The following is a 17,989-nucleotide window of genomic DNA, read 5'->3' as shown; positions in this document are numbered from 1 at the left end:
CTCCCGAAGGGAGCGCTTAGCGTTGCCAGCTCAAGGTAATGGATACCGAATCGGCGTAGCGCAGCGCGTGAACTTTATCGACTTCCACTTCAGCATAAGTGACCCAGTGATGTTCGCGTGCGATATCGAGCACATCCTGAGTTAATTTTTCCAGTAAAGAGAAACGGTTATTCTCAACGTGACGAATAATGTTCTTGGTAATGGTGCGATAGTTCAGGGCATCGTTAATATCTTCGCTGTTGCGCGACTTTTCCGCCGGGTAGCGAATTTCAAGATTGATAACCACGTCCTGGCGGTTGGCAATCTCCTCTTCCTTAATGCCGATAAACGTACGCAGGCGTAAATTTTTGATGCGAATGATGGCGTCAGACTGAGACATTGCAGGTGTTCTCCGTAATTTTTATTTTCCAGTGCATCATACACTAAAGCATCTTTATCGCGGCAGGGTCTGGCGCGCGTTCAGTTCGTGCGCCAGTTCAACAAACGTGCGCAGCGCCGGGAGCACATGCCGGTGCCCAGGATAATACAGACGCAGGCCGCCAAAGGTTGGACACCATTCGTCCAGTACGCTGACCAGTTTGCCACTGCGGAGTTCGTCCTGAATAAACCATTCTGAAATAAACGCCAGCCCCAGTCCAGCCAGCGCCGCGCGATGAATAGCCTGCATCTCGCTGACGACGATCCGCGGTGGAATATTCACGGTAAATTTTTGCTGATGGCGCGCCAGTTCCCAGTGGTAAACGCCGCCATGAGACATGCGCATGCCGATACTCTGATGCTGCTGGAGGTCGTCAGGCGAACGCGGTGTACCGTGACGCGCGAAGTAGTCCGGCGAGCCGACAATCAGCATCCGCGCATCTGGCGTCAGGGCGACGGCAATCATATCCTGCGGGACGGACTCGGCGAGACGGATACCCGCGTCAAATCCCTCTGCGACGATGTCGATAAGTCGTGACTCGGTAGTGATATCCAGGCGCATCTGCGGGTAGCGCTGCAGATAGGTATCAAACAGCCGGAACAGCAGCGACACGCACTCGCGCGGGGCGTTGATGCGCAGCGTCCCCGTTGGGTTTCCCGGCTCGGTGGCAATCTCCTCGGCGGCACGTTGTATTTCCGCCAGGGCCGGAGCGATACGCGCCACGTAGCGCTGGCCCTGCTCCGTTAGCGCGACGCTGCGGGTGGTACGGTTAAAAAGCCGGACGTTAAGCCGTGACTCCAGCCCGGCGACGGCGTTGCTGACGGCTGTCGCCGACATTCCCAACTCGCGCGCGGCGGCGCGAAAGCTTTGCTGGCGGGTGACGGCAAGGACGATTTCAAGTTCGGTAAGGCCGCTGCGGTGCATGATTGTTCCGATTTTCGTGACAGGTCGTCCATATTATACCCTCTTATCGTAACGATGCGCCGCTCCTATACTGCACGACATCCCACGATGAAAGGACCGAATCATGCTGCACATCAACCAGATTTACATCAACGGCGAGTTTGTTACCCCACACGGCAGCGAGCTTTTTGACCTGTTTAACCCGGCAACTGAAGCGGTGATTGGCCAGGTGCGACTGGCGGATGAAGAGGACACCCTGCGCGCCATTGCCGCCGCGAAAGCCGCGTTCCCGGCCTGGTCGCAGACCACTCGTGAAGAGCGCAAAGCGGTGCTGGAGAGAATGTACCTGGCCGTACAGGCACGAGAAGCGGACCTGCTGGAAGCGCTTATCTCCGAGTACGGCGCGCCATCGGCACGCGCACTCTGGATGGCGGCCTGGCCGGCGCAGACCATTCGCTGCGCCATCGATGCGCTGACACAATTTAGCTTTGAAGAGAGGGTAGGCCGCGCCAAAGTGGTGATGACGCCGGTCGGTGTCGCCGGGCTGATTACGCCGTGGAACAGCGATGCTGGTTTTATCTGCAATAAGCTAGCGACCGCGATGGCTTCTGGATGTACTGCGGTTATCAAACCGAGTGAAATGAGCGCCTGGCAGACGCAGATTGTCACCGAAGCGCTGCACGCCGCGCAGATTCCGGCGGGGGTGTTTAACATTGTCACCGGGCGGGGCGACGTCGTGGGTGACACCATCAATCACCATCCCGACATCGCCAAAATCTCCTTTACAGGTTCGACGGCGGTGGGGAAACACATTGTGGAAAGCGGCGCCCGCACGCTTAAGCGCGTTACGCTGGAACTGGGGGGCAAATCGCCGACCGTGATCCTCGATGATGCGGACGTGAAGACGGCGGTACATCTGGCGCTGGAAGCCGGGTTTATGAATAGCGGACAGGCGTGCATCGCCGGGACGCGCATTCTGGTGCCCGCCTCTCGTCAGGCAGAGTTCGAACAGGCGTTTATCGAGGCGGTTAGCGGATTCACCTCCGGCGACCCGCGTGATAGCGAGACGGTGATTGGCCCGATGGTTAGCCAGAAACAGTGGCAGCGCGTGCAGAACTATATTCAACTGGGTCAGCAGGAAGGGGCGCGAATTCTGGTAGGCGGAGAAGGACGCGTTGCGGGTCAGCAAAAAGGCTGGTACGTGAAGCCGACCATTTTTACCGATGCGAACAACCAGATGCGTATCGCCCGTGAAGAGATCTTCGGGCCGGTGCTGGTGATTATTCCTTATCGCGACGAGGACGAAGCGCTGGCGATTGCCAACGATACTGATTATGGTCTCAACGCCATGGTGCTGAGTGGCTCACGCGAGCGTGGTGAAGCGCTGGCGCTGCGGATTGAATCCGGCCGCGTGATGGTCAATACGCTTGAACATGAGCCACTGGCACCGTTTGGCGGCGTGAAGCAGTCAGGTCTGGGTCGTGAGATGGGCAAATGGGGGATGCAGGCCTATCTGGAGCCGAAAACGCTGGTGGTCGGCTGATTGCAAAATCCTCATGTTGCGGGCAAGTGACATCGCCCGCCAGACAGGCTATGTTGACAGCATATTGGGTGGACGCGTTCTGCGTCCATCGTTCGTGCATCTCCTGCCCGTGATTGAGGACGCTATGAGCCAGCCTGTGATAACGCTTTGGTCTGATTCCGATTTTTTCTCGCCTTACGTGATGTCCGTCTACGTTGCCCTGCAGGAAAAGGGGCTGCCGTTTACCCTCAAAACCGTCAATCTCGGCCTTGGCGAACACCTCCAGCCGGGCTGGCGCGGTTACTCTGCTACCCGTCGCGTGCCGCTGCTGGATGTTGATGGCTTTGAGCTCAGCGAATCTTCCGCCATAACCGAATACCTTGATGAACGTTTTGCACCGCCGGAGTGGGAGCGTTTGTACCCTCACGACCTGCAAAAACGTGCCCGTGCGCGGCAGATTCAGGCGTGGTTACGCAGCGACCTGATGCCCATTCGCGAAGAGCGATCCACGGCGGTCATTTTCGCCGGAGAGAAAAAAGCACCTTTGACCGAAGCAGGGCGCAAAAGCGCGGCTAAACTGTTTGACACTGCCAGTGCATTACTGGCCGACGGTCGGCCTAATTTGTTTGGTGAGTGGTGTCTTGCCGATACAGACCTGGCGCTAATGCTTAACCGCCTGGTGCTGAACGGCGATGACGTTCCAGAACGCCTCGCCGACTACGCCACATTCCAGTGGCAGCGAGCTTCTGTGCAGCGCTATGTTGCACTTTCGGCAAAACGCACAGGCTGAAAAAAGTGTGGAAATCCATTATGATGGCAAGGTTATCATTGTGGGGAATTGATTCATGAAACTGATGTTTGCATCGGATATTCACGGCTCGCTACCGGCTACCGAACGCGTGCTGGCGCGGTTTGCTGAGAGCGGCGCTCGCTGGCTGGTTATTCTGGGTGATGTACTCAACCACGGGCCGCGTAATGCGTTGCCGGAAGGTTACGCCCCGGCGCAGGTGGCAGAGCGGCTGAACACCATCGCCGATCGCATTATTGCGGTGCGTGGCAACTGCGATAGCGAAGTTGACCAGATGCTGCTTTCGTTTCCCATCACCGCGTCCTGGCAGCAGGTGCTCACCGATTCGCAGCGCCTGTTTCTGACCCACGGCCATCTTTATCATCCTGATAATCTCCCGCCGCTGTCGGCAGGAGACGTGCTGATTTACGGCCATACGCACCTGCCGGTGGCAGAAAAACGCGGCGATATATTCTTATTTAATCCCGGTTCGGTTAGCATTCCTAAAGGCGGTTTTGCCGCAAGCTATGGGATGCTTGACGAGGGTAGGCTGCAGGTTTTCGCACTCAATGATCAACAGGTTATTGCAGAGGTTGCCATTAACCCGTAAGTTACCCATCAATCATAAAACGCGCCGTAAGAGCGCTTTCAATTTAAGGTTTACGGATGGTCGAGCAGAATCATTTGGCAAGCACGGAATGGGTCGATATTGTCAATGAAGACAATGAGGTCATCGCGCAAGCGAGCCGTGAGCAGATGCGCGCGCAGTGTCTGCGGCACCGGGCAACCTATATCGTCGTCCACGACGGAATGGGGAAAATTCTGGTACAGCGCCGTACGGAGACGAAAGATTACCAGCCGGGTATGCTGGACGCCACCGCTGGGGGTGTCGTTCAGGCTGATGAACCGCTACTGGAGTCTGCTCGCCGCGAAGCGGAAGAAGAGTTGGGTATTGCTGGCGTACCGTTTGCCGATCACGGGCAGTTCTACTTTGAAGATAAGCACTGTCGCGTCTGGGGAAGCCTGTTCAGCTGCGTTTCTCACGGGCCGTTTGCGCTACAGGAAGAAGAAGTGAGCGAAGTTCGCTGGATGACGCCGGAAGAGATCACCGCGCGCTGCGATGAGTTTACCGACGACTCGCTGAAGGCGCTGGCGCTGTGGATGACCCGCAATGCTAACAACGAAGCTCACGTTGAAGAAGAAGCGGAATAAGCGCGGCTAAACACCAGATACAAAAAATCCGGAGCGGTTTCCCGTCTCCGGATTTTTTTTGCCTTTAAACCACCCGCGAACGGGTGGCCTAAGGATTACTGCTGCTGTGAAGACTGGATCGCGGTCAGAGCGATGGTGTAGACGATATCGTCTACCAGCGCGCCACGAGACAGGTCGTTCACCGGCTTGCGCATACCCTGCAGCATCGGCCCGATGGAGATCAGGTCGGCAGAACGCTGTACCGCTTTGTAGGTGGTGTTACCGGTGTTCAGATCCGGGAAGATGAACACGGTAGCGCGACCTGCAACCGGAGAGTTCGGTGCTTTGGATTTCGCTACGTCAGCCATTACCGCAGCATCGTACTGCAGTGGGCCGTCAATCATCAGGTCAGGACGTTTTTCCTGCGCCAGACGAGTGGCTTCACGCACTTTCTCTACGTCACTACCTGCACCAGAGGTACCGGTGGAGTAGGAGAGCATCGCAACGCGTGGTTCGATACCGAAGGCAATCGCGGAATCAGCGGACTGAATCGCGATTTCTGCCAGCTGCTCTGCTGTTGGATCCGGGTTAATCGCGCAGTCGCCGTAAACATAAACCTGTTCTGGCAGCAGCATGAAGAACACGGAGGACACCAGAGAGCTGCCCGGTGCAGTTTTAATCAACTGCAGCGGTGGACGAATGGTGTTCGCAGTGGTGTGAACCGCACCGGAAACCAGACCGTCAACGTCGTCCTGTTCCAGCATCAGGGTACCGAGAACCACGTTGTCTTCCAGCTGTTCGCGGGCAACGGTTTCGGTCATGCCTTTGTTCTTACGCAGTTCGACCAGGCGAGCCACGTAGCTTTCGCGAACCACTTCTGGGTCAACGATTTCAACGCCAGCGCCCAGTTCAACGCCCTGAGACGCAGCAACACGGGTGATCTCGTCTGGGTTACCCAGCAGCACGCAGGTCGCAATACCACGTTCAGCACAGATCGCCGCCGCTTTAACGGTACGTGGTTCGTCGCCTTCTGGCAGAACGACGCGTTTGCCGGCTTTACGTGCCAGCTCGGTCAGCTGGTAGCGGAACGCAGGTGGAGACAGACGACGGCTGTGTTCAGAAGTCGCAGTCAGGGAGTCGATCCACTCTGGATTGATGAAGTTCGCCACGTATTCCTGAACTTTCTCGATGCGCTCGCGGTCATCAACTGGAACTTCCAGGTTGAAGCTCTGCAGGCTCAGAGAGGTCTGCCAGGTGTTGGTGTTCACCATGAATACCGGCAGGCCGGTTTCGAATGCACGTTCGCACAGCTTAGTGATGCGCGCGTCCATTTCGTAGCCGCCGGTCAGCAGCAGGGCACCGATCTCTACGCCGTTCATTGCGGCGAGGCACGCAGCAACCAGAACGTCAGGACGGTCTGCGGAAGTGACCAGCAGGGAACCTGCACGGAAGTGCTCCAGCATGTGCGGGATGCTACGTGCGCAGAAGGTGACGGATTTCACGCGGCGAGTGTTGATGTCGCCTTCGTTGATCACGGTCGCATTCAGGTGATGCGCCATATCGATAGCACGAGTGGCGATCAGATCGAAGCTCCACGGTACCGCGCCGAGAATAGGCAGGGTGCTGGAGGTTTTCAGCTGGTCGGCATCGATTTTAACGACTTTCGCTTTGGAAGAATCGTCGAAGATCTCAGACAGGTCTGGGCGAGTACGGCCCTGTTCATCAACCGGCGCGTTCAGTTTGTTAACGATAACGCCGGTAATGTTGGTGTTTTTCGCGCCGCCGAAGCTGTTACGAGTCAGTTCAATACGCTCGTTCAGCTGCTCTGGGGTGTCGGTACCCTGAGACATAACGAAGACGATTTCCGCGTTCAGCGTTTTCGCGATTTCGTAGTTCAGAGACTGAGCAAACTGGTGCTTACGGGTCGGGACCAGGCCTTCAACCAGAACCACTTCAGCATCTTTGGTGTTCGCGTGGTAGTTAGCGATGATCTCTTCCATCAGCACATCTTTCTGATTGCTGGAGAGCAGGGCTTCTACGTGGCTCATCTTCATCGGCTCAGCGGCCGTTGTGGTAGATGAGTTAGCGCGAACGATAGTGGTAGTCTGGTCAGGCGCATCGCCACCGGTGCGTGGCTGAGCGATTGGCTTAAAGACGCTCAGACGAACGCCTTTGCGTTCCATAGCACGGATAACGCCAAGGCTGACGCTGGTCAGGCCGACGCTGGTTCCGGTAGGGATCAGCATAATAATACGGGACACGGTTTATCCTCTTTCGTTACCGCCAGTTTCAGGCGGGATACAAAACAGCACCGCCAGCTAGGCTGGCGGTGTGATATTAGGCAGTCAGACGGCTCGCGTCTTGTGCGATGACCAGTTCTTCGTTGGTCGGGATAACGATGGCAGGACGGGTGCCTTCTTTGTTGATGAAGCCAGACTTGCCGAAACGGGCAGCCAGGTTGCGTTCGTGATCAACTTCGAAGCCCATAACGCCCAGTTTGCCCAGGGACAGTTCACGAACCATTGCCGCGTTTTCACCGATACCACCGGTGAAGATAACCGCGTCCAGACGGCCTTCCATCAGCGCAGCGTAGGAGCCGATGTATTTCGCCAGGCGGTGGCAGTAAACGTCCATTGCACGTTTAGCGTCAGCTTTTTCTTTGTAGTTATCTTCTACATAACGGCAGTCGCTGGTCACTTCGGTCAGACCCAGCAGGCCAGACTCTTTGGTCAGCATCTTGTTGATCTGGTCGATGCTCATGCCCAGAGTGTCATGCAGATGGAAAATGATGGCTGGGTCGATGTCGCCAGAGCGAGTACCCATTACCAGGCCTTCCAGCGGGGTCAGACCCATAGAAGTATCTACGCACACGCCGTTGCGGATTGCAGAAACGGAACCACCGTTGCCCAGGTGGCAAGTGATGATGTTCAGTTCTTCAACCGGCTTGTTCAGCGCTTTAGCGGCTTCCTGAGTCACATAGAAGTGGCTGGTGCCGTGTGCGCCGTAACGACGGATGCCGTGCTCTTTGTACAGGCTGTATGGCAGAGCATAAAGGTAAGATTCTTCCGGCATGGTCTGATGGAACGCGGTGTCGAATACGGCAACGTTCTTGTCTTTCAGGTTAGGGAAGGATTTCAGCGCTTCAGCGATACCGATCAGGTGAGCCGGGTTGTGCAACGGTGCGAAGGACGCAGAGTCTTTGATGCCCTGGATGACGGATTCGTCGATCACCACGGAGCTAGTGTACTTCTCGCCGCCGTGTACGATACGGTGGCCGATAGCGGTCAGCTGAGCGGACAGTTCTGGTTTTTGTGCCAGAATAGTATTAACGATGAAGTTCAGCGCTTCACTGTGAGCGGCGCCTGCACCTAAAGCGGCCTCTTGTTTACCGCCATCCATTTTCCACTTGATACGTGCTTCTGGAAGATGGAAACACTCGGCTAAACCAGAGAGGTATTCTTCACCGTTAACTGCATCAATGATGGCAAATTTCAGGGAGGAGCTACCGCAGTTCAGAACCAGTACTAACTTACTCGACATGGAAGTACCTATTTATGATACGTGGCTAAAAAAACGTCAATGAGTCATAAAGCGTAGCGCAGGATGACACCGACATTTATGATTAACATCATGCCCGAGACACTTTTCAGGCATGATCTAAGAAATACATATTGATTCTAAGTCATTTTGCATAATTTTCCGCCAATGGCAGAATATGCGATAATTTGAAGTGCTGGAGCGTATAGAATCGCGTTATCCCAAGCTGGCACAGAATACCCGATTGCAGGGTCTATGCCAAAATTTTTTGAACGATGTCATACTCAGTTGTTGTTTTAAAAAAAATTTTAATTTTTATATGTGAAGTTGAGGTAAGCCATGTCGACACCCGAACAACGCCCGGTCAGTTTCTTCAGTTTGTTTAGCCGGGGGCAGTTTTATGCAAAGACGTGGCCGCTGGAAAAACGGCTCGCACCGGTGTTTGTTGAAAACCGCGTGATCCGTGCAACGCGTCACGCCATCCGTCTGATGCCGCCGCTGGCCATCTTTACGCTGTGCTGGCAAATCGCACTTGGCGGCCAACTTGGCCCCGCGGTTGCTACCGCGCTGTTTGCGCTGAGCCTGCCAATGCAGGGGCTATGGTGGCTGGGTAAACGTTCGGTGACGCCGTTACCCCCTTCTATATTGCAGTGGTTTTATGAAGTGCGCGGTAAATTGCAGGAGTCAGGGCAGGCGCTGGCACCGGTCGAAGGCAAGCCGGATTACCAGGCGTTGGCTGACACGCTTAAGCGCGCCTTCAAACAACTGGATAAAACTTTCCTCGATGATTTGTAATTGAGGGCGAAAAACGCATATAAAAGAAGACACAATCATTGTGTCTTTTTTTATGCTGCAAAGCGCAACAGGAGTCGAAAAATGGAAATGACCCATGCTCAACGTCTGATTTTGTCTAACCAATACAAAATGATGACCATGCTTGATCCCGACAACGCTGAGCGCTACCGCCGCCTGCAAACCATCATCGAACGGGGTTATGGTTTACAGATGCGTGAACTGGACAGGGAATTTGGGGAACTCAAAGAAGAGACCTGCCGTATTGTTATCGACATCATGGAGATGTACCACGCGCTGCACGTCTCCTGGACTAACCTGAAAGACGCTAACACTATCGACGAACGCCGCGTCACCTTCCTCGGCTTTGATGCCGCTACCGAAGCGCGCTTCCTTGGTTACGTCCGCTTTATGGTCAACATTGAAGGTCGCTACACCCACTTTGATGCCGGTACTCACGGTTTTAACGCGCAAACCCCAATGTGGGACAAATACCAGCGCATGCTGAACGTCTGGCACGGCTGTCCGCGTCAGTATCACCTGAGCAGCAACGAAATTAACCAAATCATTAACGCCTGATGGAGGCTACCGTGCAGTGTCGAGGTTTCCTCTTTGATTTAGACGGCACGCTGGTGGACTCACTGGCGGTGATTGAACGCTCCTGGCGCTTCTGGGCCGACAGCTACGGCGTTGATCCGGAAGCGGTGCTGGACTACATCCACGGCAAACAGGCTATCACTACGCTGCGCCACTTTATGCCGGGTAAATCGGAAGCGGAAATTCAGGCGGAGTTCTTACGGCTGGAGCAGATAGAAGCGGGAGATCTTAACGGTATCCGCGCGCTGCCGGGGGCCGTTGAACTGCTGGAGCATCTGGAGGCCAACGCGATTCCGTGGGCGATTGTGACTTCGGGGTCGATTCCGGTGGCCTATGCGCGCCACCGCGCGGCCGGGCTTCCGCAGCCGAACGCCTTTGTGACCGCCGAACAGGTGAAGCGCGGTAAACCGCAGCCAGATGCTTATCTGCTGGGGGCTGAACAGTTGGCGCTACCACCGCAGGCATGTCTGGTGGTGGAAGATGCGCCCGCGGGCGTGCAGTCTGGCCTCGCGGCAGGCTGTCACGTGGCTGCCGTTAACGTACCGCCGGAAACGCCGGAACTGCTTGAGGTTGATTTTGTGCTCTCCACGCTCTCGGCGCTTCGCGTTGAGAAGTTGCCGGATGGCACGGTCAACGTCACGCAGAATGCCTGATCTTATGATTTAGCCCCACACCGTTGGGGCTTTTTTCTGTCACTATGGTGAATACCTTTAGTTGAAGTCCTTACCGCTTATCTGATGACAAGGAAGTGTTGTGAACGGTGAACTGATTTGGGTGCTCTGTCTGTTAGCGATTGCGGTTGTCCTTTTTGCCACCGGCAAAGTACGCATGGATGCGATCGCTTTGGGCATTATTGTCGCTTTTGTTCTCAGCGGTACATTGACGCTCAGCGAAGCGTTTTCCGGTTTTAGCGATCCTAACGTTATTCTGATTGCCGCGCTGTTTATCATCGGCGATGGCCTGGTGCGAACCGGCGTAGCAACCAACATGGGCTCCTGGCTGGTGCAGGCCGCAGGAAGCAGCGAAACCAAAATGCTGGTTTTCCTGATGCTGACGGTCGCCGGACTGGGGGCGTTTATGAGCTCCACCGGGGTCGTGGCCATCTTCATTCCGGTGGTGCTCAGCGTCTCTGCGCGCATGAATATTTCGCCTTCACGCCTGATGATGCCGCTCAGTTTTGCCGGGCTTATCAGCGGCATGATGACGCTGGTCGCCACGCCGCCAAATCTGGTGATTAACAGTGAGCTTATTCGCGAAGGGCTGGAAGGATTTAGTTTCTTCAGCGTGACGCCGATTGGCCTTGTGGTGCTGGTACTTGGCATCTTCTACATGCTGGTGATGCGTTTTATGCTGAAAGGCGATGACGGTAATACGTCGCGCGATGGCCGCAAACGCAGCACCTTCCGTGACCTTATCCGCGATTATCACCTTACCGGGCGTGCCCGTCGTCTGGCGATTCGCCCCGGCTCGCCGATGATTGGTCAGCGTCTGGACGACATGAAGCTGCGTGAACGTTACGGCGCTAACATTATCGGCGTTGAGCGCTGGCGTCGTTTCCGTCGGGTGATTGTGAACGTGAACGGGGTGTCGGAATTCCGCGCCCGCGATGTGTTGCTGATCGATATGTCGGCGGCGGAAATTGACCTGCGCCAGTTCTGCAGTGAGCAGATGCTGGAGCCGATGGTACTGCGCGGTGAATACTTCTCCGACCAGGCGCTGGACGTGGGGATGGCGGAGGTGTCGCTGATCCCGGAATCTGAACTGCTTGGCAAAAGCGTGCGTGAAATGGGCTTTCGTACCCGCTATGGCCTCAACGTGGTTGGCATGAAGCGCGACGGCGAGGCGCTGGACGGCTCGGTGGTGGATGAACCGCTGCAGTTGGGCGATATCGTGCTGGTGGTGGGCAACTGGAAGCTGATTAGCCAGCTGGCGCAAAACGGCCGTGACTTCGTGGTGCTGAATCTGCCGGTGGAAGTGAGCGATGCTTCACCGGCACACAGCCAGGCCCCTCACGCTATCTTCTGCCTGGTGCTGATGGTTGCGCTGATGCTGACCGATGAAATCCCGAATCCGATTGCGGCGATCATTGCCTGTCTGCTGATGGGGAAATTCCGCTGTATTGACGCTCAGAGCGCCTACAAGTCTATTCACTGGCCGAGCATTATTTTGATTGTCGGCATGATGCCGTTCGCGCTGGCGCTGCAAAAGACCGGCGGGGTTGACCTGGTGGTGAAAGGGCTGATGGATATCGGCGGCGGGCAGGGGCCTTATCTGATGCTGGGCTGTCTGTTTGTGATGTGCGCGGCAATCGGTCTGTTTATCTCCAACACCGCCACGGCGGTGCTGATGGCACCAATTGCGCTGGCGACGGCGAAATCGATGGGGGTATCACCCTATCCGTTTGCGATGATAGTGGCGATGGCGGCGTCCGCGGCGTTTATGACGCCGGTCTCTTCACCGGTGAATACGCTGGTGCTGGGGCCTGGGAAGTACAGCTTTAGCGACTTCGTGAAAATCGGCGTGCCGTTTACCGTCCTGGTGATGATTGTCTGCGTCGTGCTGGTGCCGATTTTGTTCCCGTTCTGATGCTTCTCCGGCGTCGCTGCGCTCGGCCGGGCTACGTTCAATGTTGTAGCCCGGCCGAGCGAATGCGACGCCGGGGATACAGACAGCTACAGCGGTGAATCCTGGCTTATTTCATCGAGCGAAAGATGGAAGCTTGGCACAAACACCGCCATAAAATAGTCCATCTCTTCGCTGCGGCGCGAGGCCAGCGTCTTCTCCAGACGGCCCTTCGCCAGCAGGAATTCATTGTTGCCCGCCGACAGCTCCTCCAGACACTTCAAATAAGCACATAGCGCATCAGCCTGTTTCACAATCGCTTTTTCTTCATCGCTGCTCTGATGCTCGTCGATCAGCGGCGCAAAAATATCGTGTAGCTCTTCCGGCACCATATCAATGAGCTTCTGCTGGGCGATTTTCTCAATTGCTTTATATTCCTGCGCAATCTGTGAGTTGAAATACTTCACCGGCGTAGGTAAATCCCCGGTTAACACTTCAGAGGCGTCGTGATACATCGCCAGCAGCGCGATACGCTCGGCATTGACCTGACCGTTGAACTTACGATTTTTAATGGCAGCGAGCGCATGGGCGACCATCGCGACCTGCAAACTGTGTTCAGAGACGTTTTCGGTGCGCACGTTGCGCATCAGCGGCCAGCGGTTGATTAACTTGAGGCGGGAGAGGTGGGCAAAAAAATGACTCTGATTCATAACGACCCTTACGCGTTAACAACAGTAAAGGCATTGTGCGCTGAGATGGCCGCTGGATGCAAATACCAGCGGCCATACGCAGCATCAGAGCTGGTGATAGCCCGACAGGAAGCGACCAAAGCGGGTAATCGCCATCTCCAGGTCATCTTCACGCGGCAGAGTCACGATACGCACGTGATCCGGCCACGGCCAGTTAAAGGCGGTTCCCTGAACCAGTAGTACTTTCTCTTGCAGCAGGAAGTCGAGCACCATGCGCTGATCGTCATGGATGTTAAAGCGCTTAGCATCAATTTTTGGGAACATATACAGCGCGCCTTTCGGCTTCACGCAGGAGACGCCTGGGATCTCGTTGATAAGCTCCCACGCGCGGTTGCGCTGTTCATACAGGCGGCCGCCCGGCGTGATGAATTCGCTGATGCTCTGATAGCCGCCCAGCGCGGTCTGAATAGCGTGCTGCGCCGGAACGTTAGCGCACAGGCGCATGGAGGCCAGCATTTCCAGCCCTTCAATATAGCCTTTGGCGTGCTTTTTCGGCCCGTTCAGCACCATCCAGCCCTGACGGAAACCGGCAACGCGATAGGTTTTGGACAGACCGTTAAAGGTAATGGTCAGCAGATCTGGCGCCAGTGCGGCGATCGAATGGTGCTGTGCTTCGTCGTAGAGGATCTTGTCGTAGATTTCATCGGCGAAGATGATCAGATTGTGCTCGCGGGCGATCTCAACAATCTCCAGCAGCAGCTCTTTGGAATAGACCGCACCGGTTGGGTTGTTCGGGTTAATGATAACAATCCCGCGGGTGCGTGGGGTAATTTTGGCGCGGATATCGTCTAAGTCCGGGAACCAGTCGGCGGACTCGTCGCACAGATAGTGCACCGCTTTACCGCTGGAGAGCGAAACGGCCGCGGTCCACAGCGGATAGTCCGGCGCGGGGACCAGCATCTCATCGCCGCTGTTCAGCAGCGCCTGCATGGCCTGAACGATAAGCTCGGACACGCCGTTGCCGATATAAATATCTTCTACCGTCACGTCGCGCATGCCGCGCGCCTGGTAGTGCTGCATGATGGCTTTACGGGCGGAGTACAGCCCTTTGGAGTCGCAGTAGCCCTGGGCGGTAGGCAGGTTACGGATCACGTCAACCAGAATCTCATCCGGCGCGTCAAACCCGAAAGGTGCCGGGTTACCGATGTTAAGTTTAAGGACCTTATTGCCTTCTTCTTCAAGGCGTTTCGCCTCTTTAAGAACCGGGCCACGAATGTCGTAACAGACGTTGTCTAACTTGCTGGATTTTTCAATGGGGGACATGAATCGTTGACCTTTTTAGCTGTTATTGCCACTCCCTGCCGTGGAAGTCAGCACGGAACAATGTACTCCGCATCCCCGGGGTTTTGAAGGGTTAACAGTAGAAGATTTTGTGCATCTTACGTTGCCGTTACATTGTTTTTTACTGCTTGATGCGGGCTATCGTTGTGGGATGTTTTGTTAATTTATTGTTCAATAGTTTAAATCACTGCATTTTAAGTGATACATAGGTTTTACATCTGGTAAAAAGAAAATGATTTAGCTTAGGTGCTAAGACAACTCGATATACTTTAAGCATTCTTCAACATTTTTAATTTTTAATTAAATAAAGGCGAATAAGGATTAGGGATGATACCCATTTTTGTGAAGTTGATGTTAAGGATTGCTTATGATGAAAATTAATATTTTCTTATATTTTGAAAAGTAATGCCTGTGAATTGTTAGATTTCTTAAATTGTTTTGAATCTAAACCTTTTTCTTTATTGAGATAGAACTTATTTAAGGCTTATAAATTCTATGGTTTTCGGTTAATATGAAGACGAGCACCAGACTCTCATTAGCTGTTTTTGTTGATGATTATCAAGGTTGATTCCATAACTTGATGTTATTCATTGGATTTATTGGCTTCTTTTATACGTACAACCTTCATTCTGATGCATTATCGCGGTGGCACCCCTACAACTTCTTACGCGAGAGTGAACGTAGAACGAAGCGGATTATTAGCCTCAGGGCAAAGGATATATTGCAAAAGGAACTGTTACTCACGTTAGTAACAGAAAATTTAATACTGACACTCATCAGGCAGTCATTCGTCAATGATTGGTGAAAGATGATTTAAAGGATTAGCCTGAACTTTTGAGTGCAGCATCAATTAGGCAGGTCGGAACCCCGAACCTGTAAGTGGATTAATATGATAAATGCCAATCGTCCGATACTGAATCTCGATCTCGATCTGCTGAGAACCTTTGTTGCTGTCGCTGACCTGAGCACCTTCGCGGCGGCGGCGGCGGCAGTGTGCCGTACTCAATCCGCCGTAAGCCAACAAATGCAACGCCTCGAACAATTGGTGGGGAAAGAGCTTTTTGCCCGCCATGGGCGTAATAAGCTCCTCACCGAACATGGCATCCAGCTGCTGGGCTATGCGCGAAAAATTCTGCGCTTCAACGATGAAGCATGCACATCGCTAATGTTTAGCTCCCTGCAGGGGCAGCTAACGCTCGGCTCATCAGATGAATCTTCTGATACTATTCTTCCCTTCCTCTTGAACCGCATTAGTTCCGCCTATCCAAAGCTAGCGCTGGATGTGCGGGTTAAACGTCACTGCGTCATGGCCGAGATGCTGAAAAGCAAAGAGGTCGATCTGGCACTGACCACGCATCCGCTGGAAGGCTTTGAGTCGACGATTTTGCGTACGTCGCCTACGCTTTGGTACTGTGCGGCGGAATTTACCCTGCGCTCGGAAGAGCCGGTGCCGTTGGTACTGCTTGACGATCCAAGCCCGTTCCGCGACATGATTATCCACACGCTGGATGCCGCAGGTATCGCCTGGCGTCTGGCGTACGTTGCCTCGACGCTCTCCGCCGTTCGTGCAGCGGTTAAAGCAGGCCTTGGCGTCACCGGTCGTCCGGCTGAAATGATGAGCCCGGATCTCCGCGCCCTTGGCAAAGGAGAGGGGATGCCGGATCTGCCGGAAACGGAGTATATGCTCAGCTACAACGTTGAGAGCGAAAACGAGCTGGCGCAGATGATTTTCCAGTCTCAGGAACAGCGTTACGATCCGTGGCCGAATGGCGGCAGCTATACCCCGGAAGGGGGAGATAATTCCCTTATTCATGAAAGGGACTTTGATTAACAAGTCGCTCGAAATGTAGTAACAAAATGTAAATGCAAAAAAGAATCGTAGACGAAGAAAATTCAGTTTGCGGTTCTTTTTTCGTACTTCTACGTGGTCAGAAAAAAAATAAATCTGATAATGTGATAATAATCATGTAATTAGAATTATTTTCCTCTTCAAACGGCATACCATCAAACGCAACGTCATATCACCTGCTAATGTTAAAAAAACGGATAGATTGTTGCCGTTTTGCGGGTCGAATTAACAAAAGCGTGTCTTAGATCAAGAAAATACTCCTCATTGGGGGGAGGAATCATTAGAAAATCCTGTCAAAATAGAAGGGTTATTCTTGTTATCGCTACAAAACGGACACGATTCAACAACAGGTAAACCGCAGGGTCTATTGAGCTGAATCAAATCAAAGGGCACGTAATGTTAATGAAATGCTTTTGATGTAAATTAATGTGAGGAAACTTTTGTTAAAGTTGACAAAAGGTTATAGAAAGGAGTAAAAAACCTCCACATTTTGCGGTCTATGTTTCGAATTGGGCTGTTTGTTGGTTTTTTAATCCTCCCCATGAATCGATGTAGCGTCCATCTGCCGGTAAGAGCAGAGGTGGTAATGCTACCTATTTGGTAAAGCTTTGCGTATGTCAACATCCACTGAAATCATCGCTCATCACTGGGCATTCGCTATCTTTCTGATCATTGCCATTGGCCTGTGCTGCCTGATGTTAATCGGCGGCTGGTACCTTGGTGGTCGCGCACGCGCAAGAAGCAAAAACACCCCGTTTGAATCGGGTATCGACTCCGTTGGCTCCGCCCGTTTGCGTCTGTCGGCTAAGTTCTATCTGGTCGCCATGTTCTTCGTCATCTTCGACGTTGAAGCGCTATACCTCTACGCCTGGTCAACGTCCATTCGCGAAAGCGGTTGGGTTGGCTTTATCGAAGCCGCCATTTTCATATTTGTGCTGCTGGCCGGTCTGGTTTACCTCGTTCGCATTGGCGCGCTTGATTGGACGCCTGCGCGTTCTCGCCGCACGCTGGCTAACCCAGAAACCGACAGCGTCACTAACCGTAATACGCAGTAAAAGCGAGGCAATAAGATGGATTATACGCTCACCCGCATAGATCCTAACGGTGAGAACGACCGTTACCCCCTGCAAAAACAGGAGATTGTTACCGATCCCCTGGAGCAAGAGGTGAACAAAAGCGTGTACATGGGGAAACTCGAACACGCGCTTCACGACATGGTCAACTGGGGCCGTAAGAACTCAATCTGGCCTTACAACTTCGGCCTTTCTTGCTGCTACGTTGAAATGGTGACGTCATTCACTGCGGTGCATGACGTTGCGCGTTTTGGTGCGGAAGTACTGCGTGCATCCCCACGTCAGGCTGACCTGATGGTGGTAGCCGGTACCTGCTTCACCAAGATGGCTCCGGTTATTCAGCGCCTGTACGACCAGATGCTGGAACCAAAATGGGTTATCTCAATGGGCGCCTGTGCAAACTCCGGTGGTATGTATGACATCTACTCTGTGGTGCAGGGCGTGGATAAATTCATTCCTGTCGACGTGTACATTCCTGGCTGCCCTCCGCGCCCGGAAGCTTACATGCAGGCGCTGATGCTGCTGCAGGAATCCATTGGTAAAGAACGTCGCCCACTGTCGTGGGTTGTTGGCGATCAGGGCGTTTATCGCGCCAACATGCAGTCGGAGCGCGAGCGTAAACGCGGCGAACGCATTGCGGTGACGAATCTGCGGACACCGGACGAGATTTAATTTGCGCCTGCGGGCGGTGGCATCTTTTGACTTCGCAAATCAATATACAACAGCGC

Annotated in this window: 17 protein-coding genes; 11 read left to right on the top strand and 6 right to left on the bottom strand. The window is 53.9% G+C overall.

Features of this window, described 5'->3' with window-relative positions:
* Positions 1 to 16: 16 nt before the first annotated feature.
* Together folX and V6944_RS03085 are read right to left on the bottom strand one after the other, a co-directional pair.
* A complete protein-coding gene (gene folX / locus V6944_RS03090; RefSeq protein ID WP_333497836.1) occupies positions 17 to 379 on the bottom strand; it encodes a dihydroneopterin triphosphate 2'-epimerase in 363 nt (120 codons plus the stop codon).
* A gap of 54 nt (positions 380 to 433) precedes the next feature.
* Positions 434 to 1,342, bottom strand: a complete 909-nt coding sequence (locus V6944_RS03085) for a LysR family transcriptional regulator (RefSeq protein WP_333497835.1) — start codon at positions 1,340 to 1,342, stop codon at positions 434 to 436.
* A gap of 103 nt (positions 1,343 to 1,445) precedes the next feature.
* Between V6944_RS03085 and V6944_RS03080 the strand changes: the two genes are divergently transcribed.
* The 4 genes from V6944_RS03080 to yfcD all read left to right on the top strand — a co-directional run bounded on the left by V6944_RS03080 (position 1,446) and on the right by yfcD (position 4,842).
* Positions 1,446 to 2,864 carry an aldehyde dehydrogenase family protein gene (locus V6944_RS03080; RefSeq protein ID WP_333497834.1) on the top strand — a complete coding sequence of 473 codons (1,419 nt, stop codon included), beginning with the start codon at positions 1,446 to 1,448 and terminating at the stop codon, positions 2,862 to 2,864.
* A gap of 124 nt (positions 2,865 to 2,988) precedes the next feature.
* Positions 2,989 to 3,633, top strand: a complete 645-nt coding sequence (gene yfcF / locus V6944_RS03075) for a glutathione transferase (protein WP_333497833.1) — start codon at positions 2,989 to 2,991, stop codon at positions 3,631 to 3,633.
* A gap of 55 nt (positions 3,634 to 3,688) precedes the next feature.
* Complete coding sequence (gene yfcE / locus V6944_RS03070) at positions 3,689 to 4,240, top strand: phosphodiesterase (RefSeq protein WP_333497832.1); 552 nt, start codon at positions 3,689 to 3,691, stop codon at positions 4,238 to 4,240.
* A gap of 56 nt (positions 4,241 to 4,296) precedes the next feature.
* Positions 4,297 to 4,842, top strand: coding sequence for an NUDIX hydrolase YfcD (yfcD, locus tag V6944_RS03065; RefSeq protein ID WP_333497831.1), 546 nt, complete (start codon positions 4,297 to 4,299; stop codon positions 4,840 to 4,842).
* A 95-nt stretch (positions 4,843 to 4,937) separates the two neighbouring features.
* Here yfcD and pta read toward each other — a convergent pair whose 3' ends face one another.
* Positions 4,938 to 7,082, bottom strand: coding sequence for a phosphate acetyltransferase (gene pta, locus V6944_RS03060; RefSeq protein ID WP_333497830.1), 2,145 nt, complete (start codon positions 7,080 to 7,082; stop codon positions 4,938 to 4,940).
* Between the two features lie 76 nt (positions 7,083 to 7,158).
* Positions 7,159 to 8,361, bottom strand: a complete 1,203-nt coding sequence (gene ackA / locus V6944_RS03055; RefSeq protein WP_333497829.1) for an acetate kinase — start codon at positions 8,359 to 8,361, stop codon at positions 7,159 to 7,161.
* A gap of 336 nt (positions 8,362 to 8,697) precedes the next feature.
* On the opposite strand from ackA, the gene yfbV reads away from it, so the two are divergent.
* The 4 genes from yfbV (at position 8,698) to V6944_RS03035 (ending at position 12,333) form a co-directional block, all read left to right on the top strand.
* A complete protein-coding gene (gene yfbV, locus V6944_RS03050; RefSeq protein ID WP_333497828.1) occupies positions 8,698 to 9,153 on the top strand; it encodes a terminus macrodomain insulation protein YfbV in 456 nt (151 codons plus the stop codon).
* Positions 9,154 to 9,234: 81 nt separating this feature from the next.
* On the top strand, positions 9,235 to 9,729 hold the full coding sequence (locus V6944_RS03045) for a YfbU family protein (RefSeq protein WP_333497827.1): 495 nt from the start codon (positions 9,235 to 9,237) through the stop codon (positions 9,727 to 9,729).
* A gap of 11 nt (positions 9,730 to 9,740) precedes the next feature.
* Positions 9,741 to 10,400 carry a sugar phosphatase gene (locus tag V6944_RS03040; RefSeq protein ID WP_333497826.1) on the top strand — a complete coding sequence of 220 codons (660 nt, stop codon included), beginning with the start codon at positions 9,741 to 9,743 and terminating at the stop codon, positions 10,398 to 10,400.
* Positions 10,401 to 10,500: 100 nt separating this feature from the next.
* Positions 10,501 to 12,333, top strand: a complete 1,833-nt coding sequence (locus V6944_RS03035) for an SLC13 family permease (RefSeq protein ID WP_185666806.1) — start codon at positions 10,501 to 10,503, stop codon at positions 12,331 to 12,333.
* A gap of 86 nt (positions 12,334 to 12,419) precedes the next feature.
* Here the strand turns inward: V6944_RS03035 and yfbR are convergent, their stop codons facing one another.
* Together yfbR and alaA are read right to left on the bottom strand one after the other, a co-directional pair.
* The gene (gene yfbR, locus V6944_RS03030; RefSeq protein ID WP_035892488.1) at positions 12,420 to 13,019 is read right to left on the bottom strand and encodes a 5'-deoxynucleotidase; all 600 of its coding nucleotides are present in this window, start codon (positions 13,017 to 13,019) and stop codon (positions 12,420 to 12,422) included.
* 84 nt (positions 13,020 to 13,103) lie between these two features.
* Positions 13,104 to 14,321, bottom strand: coding sequence for an alanine transaminase AlaA (alaA, locus tag V6944_RS03025; RefSeq protein WP_185666808.1), 1,218 nt, complete (start codon positions 14,319 to 14,321; stop codon positions 13,104 to 13,106).
* Positions 14,322 to 15,228: 907 nt separating this feature from the next.
* On the opposite strand from alaA, the gene lrhA reads away from it, so the two are divergent.
* From lrhA to nuoB, 3 genes are all read left to right on the top strand, one after another.
* Positions 15,229 to 16,170, top strand: a complete 942-nt coding sequence (gene lrhA, locus V6944_RS03020) for a transcriptional regulator LrhA (RefSeq protein ID WP_333497825.1) — start codon at positions 15,229 to 15,231, stop codon at positions 16,168 to 16,170.
* Between the two features lie 626 nt (positions 16,171 to 16,796).
* Positions 16,797 to 17,243 (top strand): NADH-quinone oxidoreductase subunit NuoA, encoded by a 447-nt coding sequence (nuoA, locus tag V6944_RS03015; protein ID WP_185666810.1) that lies wholly within the window; start codon positions 16,797 to 16,799, stop codon positions 17,241 to 17,243.
* 15 nt (positions 17,244 to 17,258) lie between these two features.
* Positions 17,259 to 17,933 carry an NADH-quinone oxidoreductase subunit NuoB gene (gene nuoB, locus V6944_RS03010; protein WP_002913178.1) on the top strand — a complete coding sequence of 225 codons (675 nt, stop codon included), beginning with the start codon at positions 17,259 to 17,261 and terminating at the stop codon, positions 17,931 to 17,933.
* Positions 17,934 to 17,989 lie beyond the last annotated feature (56 nt).

It is taken from the genome of Kluyvera sp. CHPC 1.2972 (assembly GCF_036759925.1).
GTDB lineage: Bacteria > Pseudomonadota > Gammaproteobacteria > Enterobacterales > Enterobacteriaceae > Kluyvera.
Note: the sequence above shows the minus strand (reverse complement) of the source record. Positions and strands in the feature narration are given on the sequence as shown.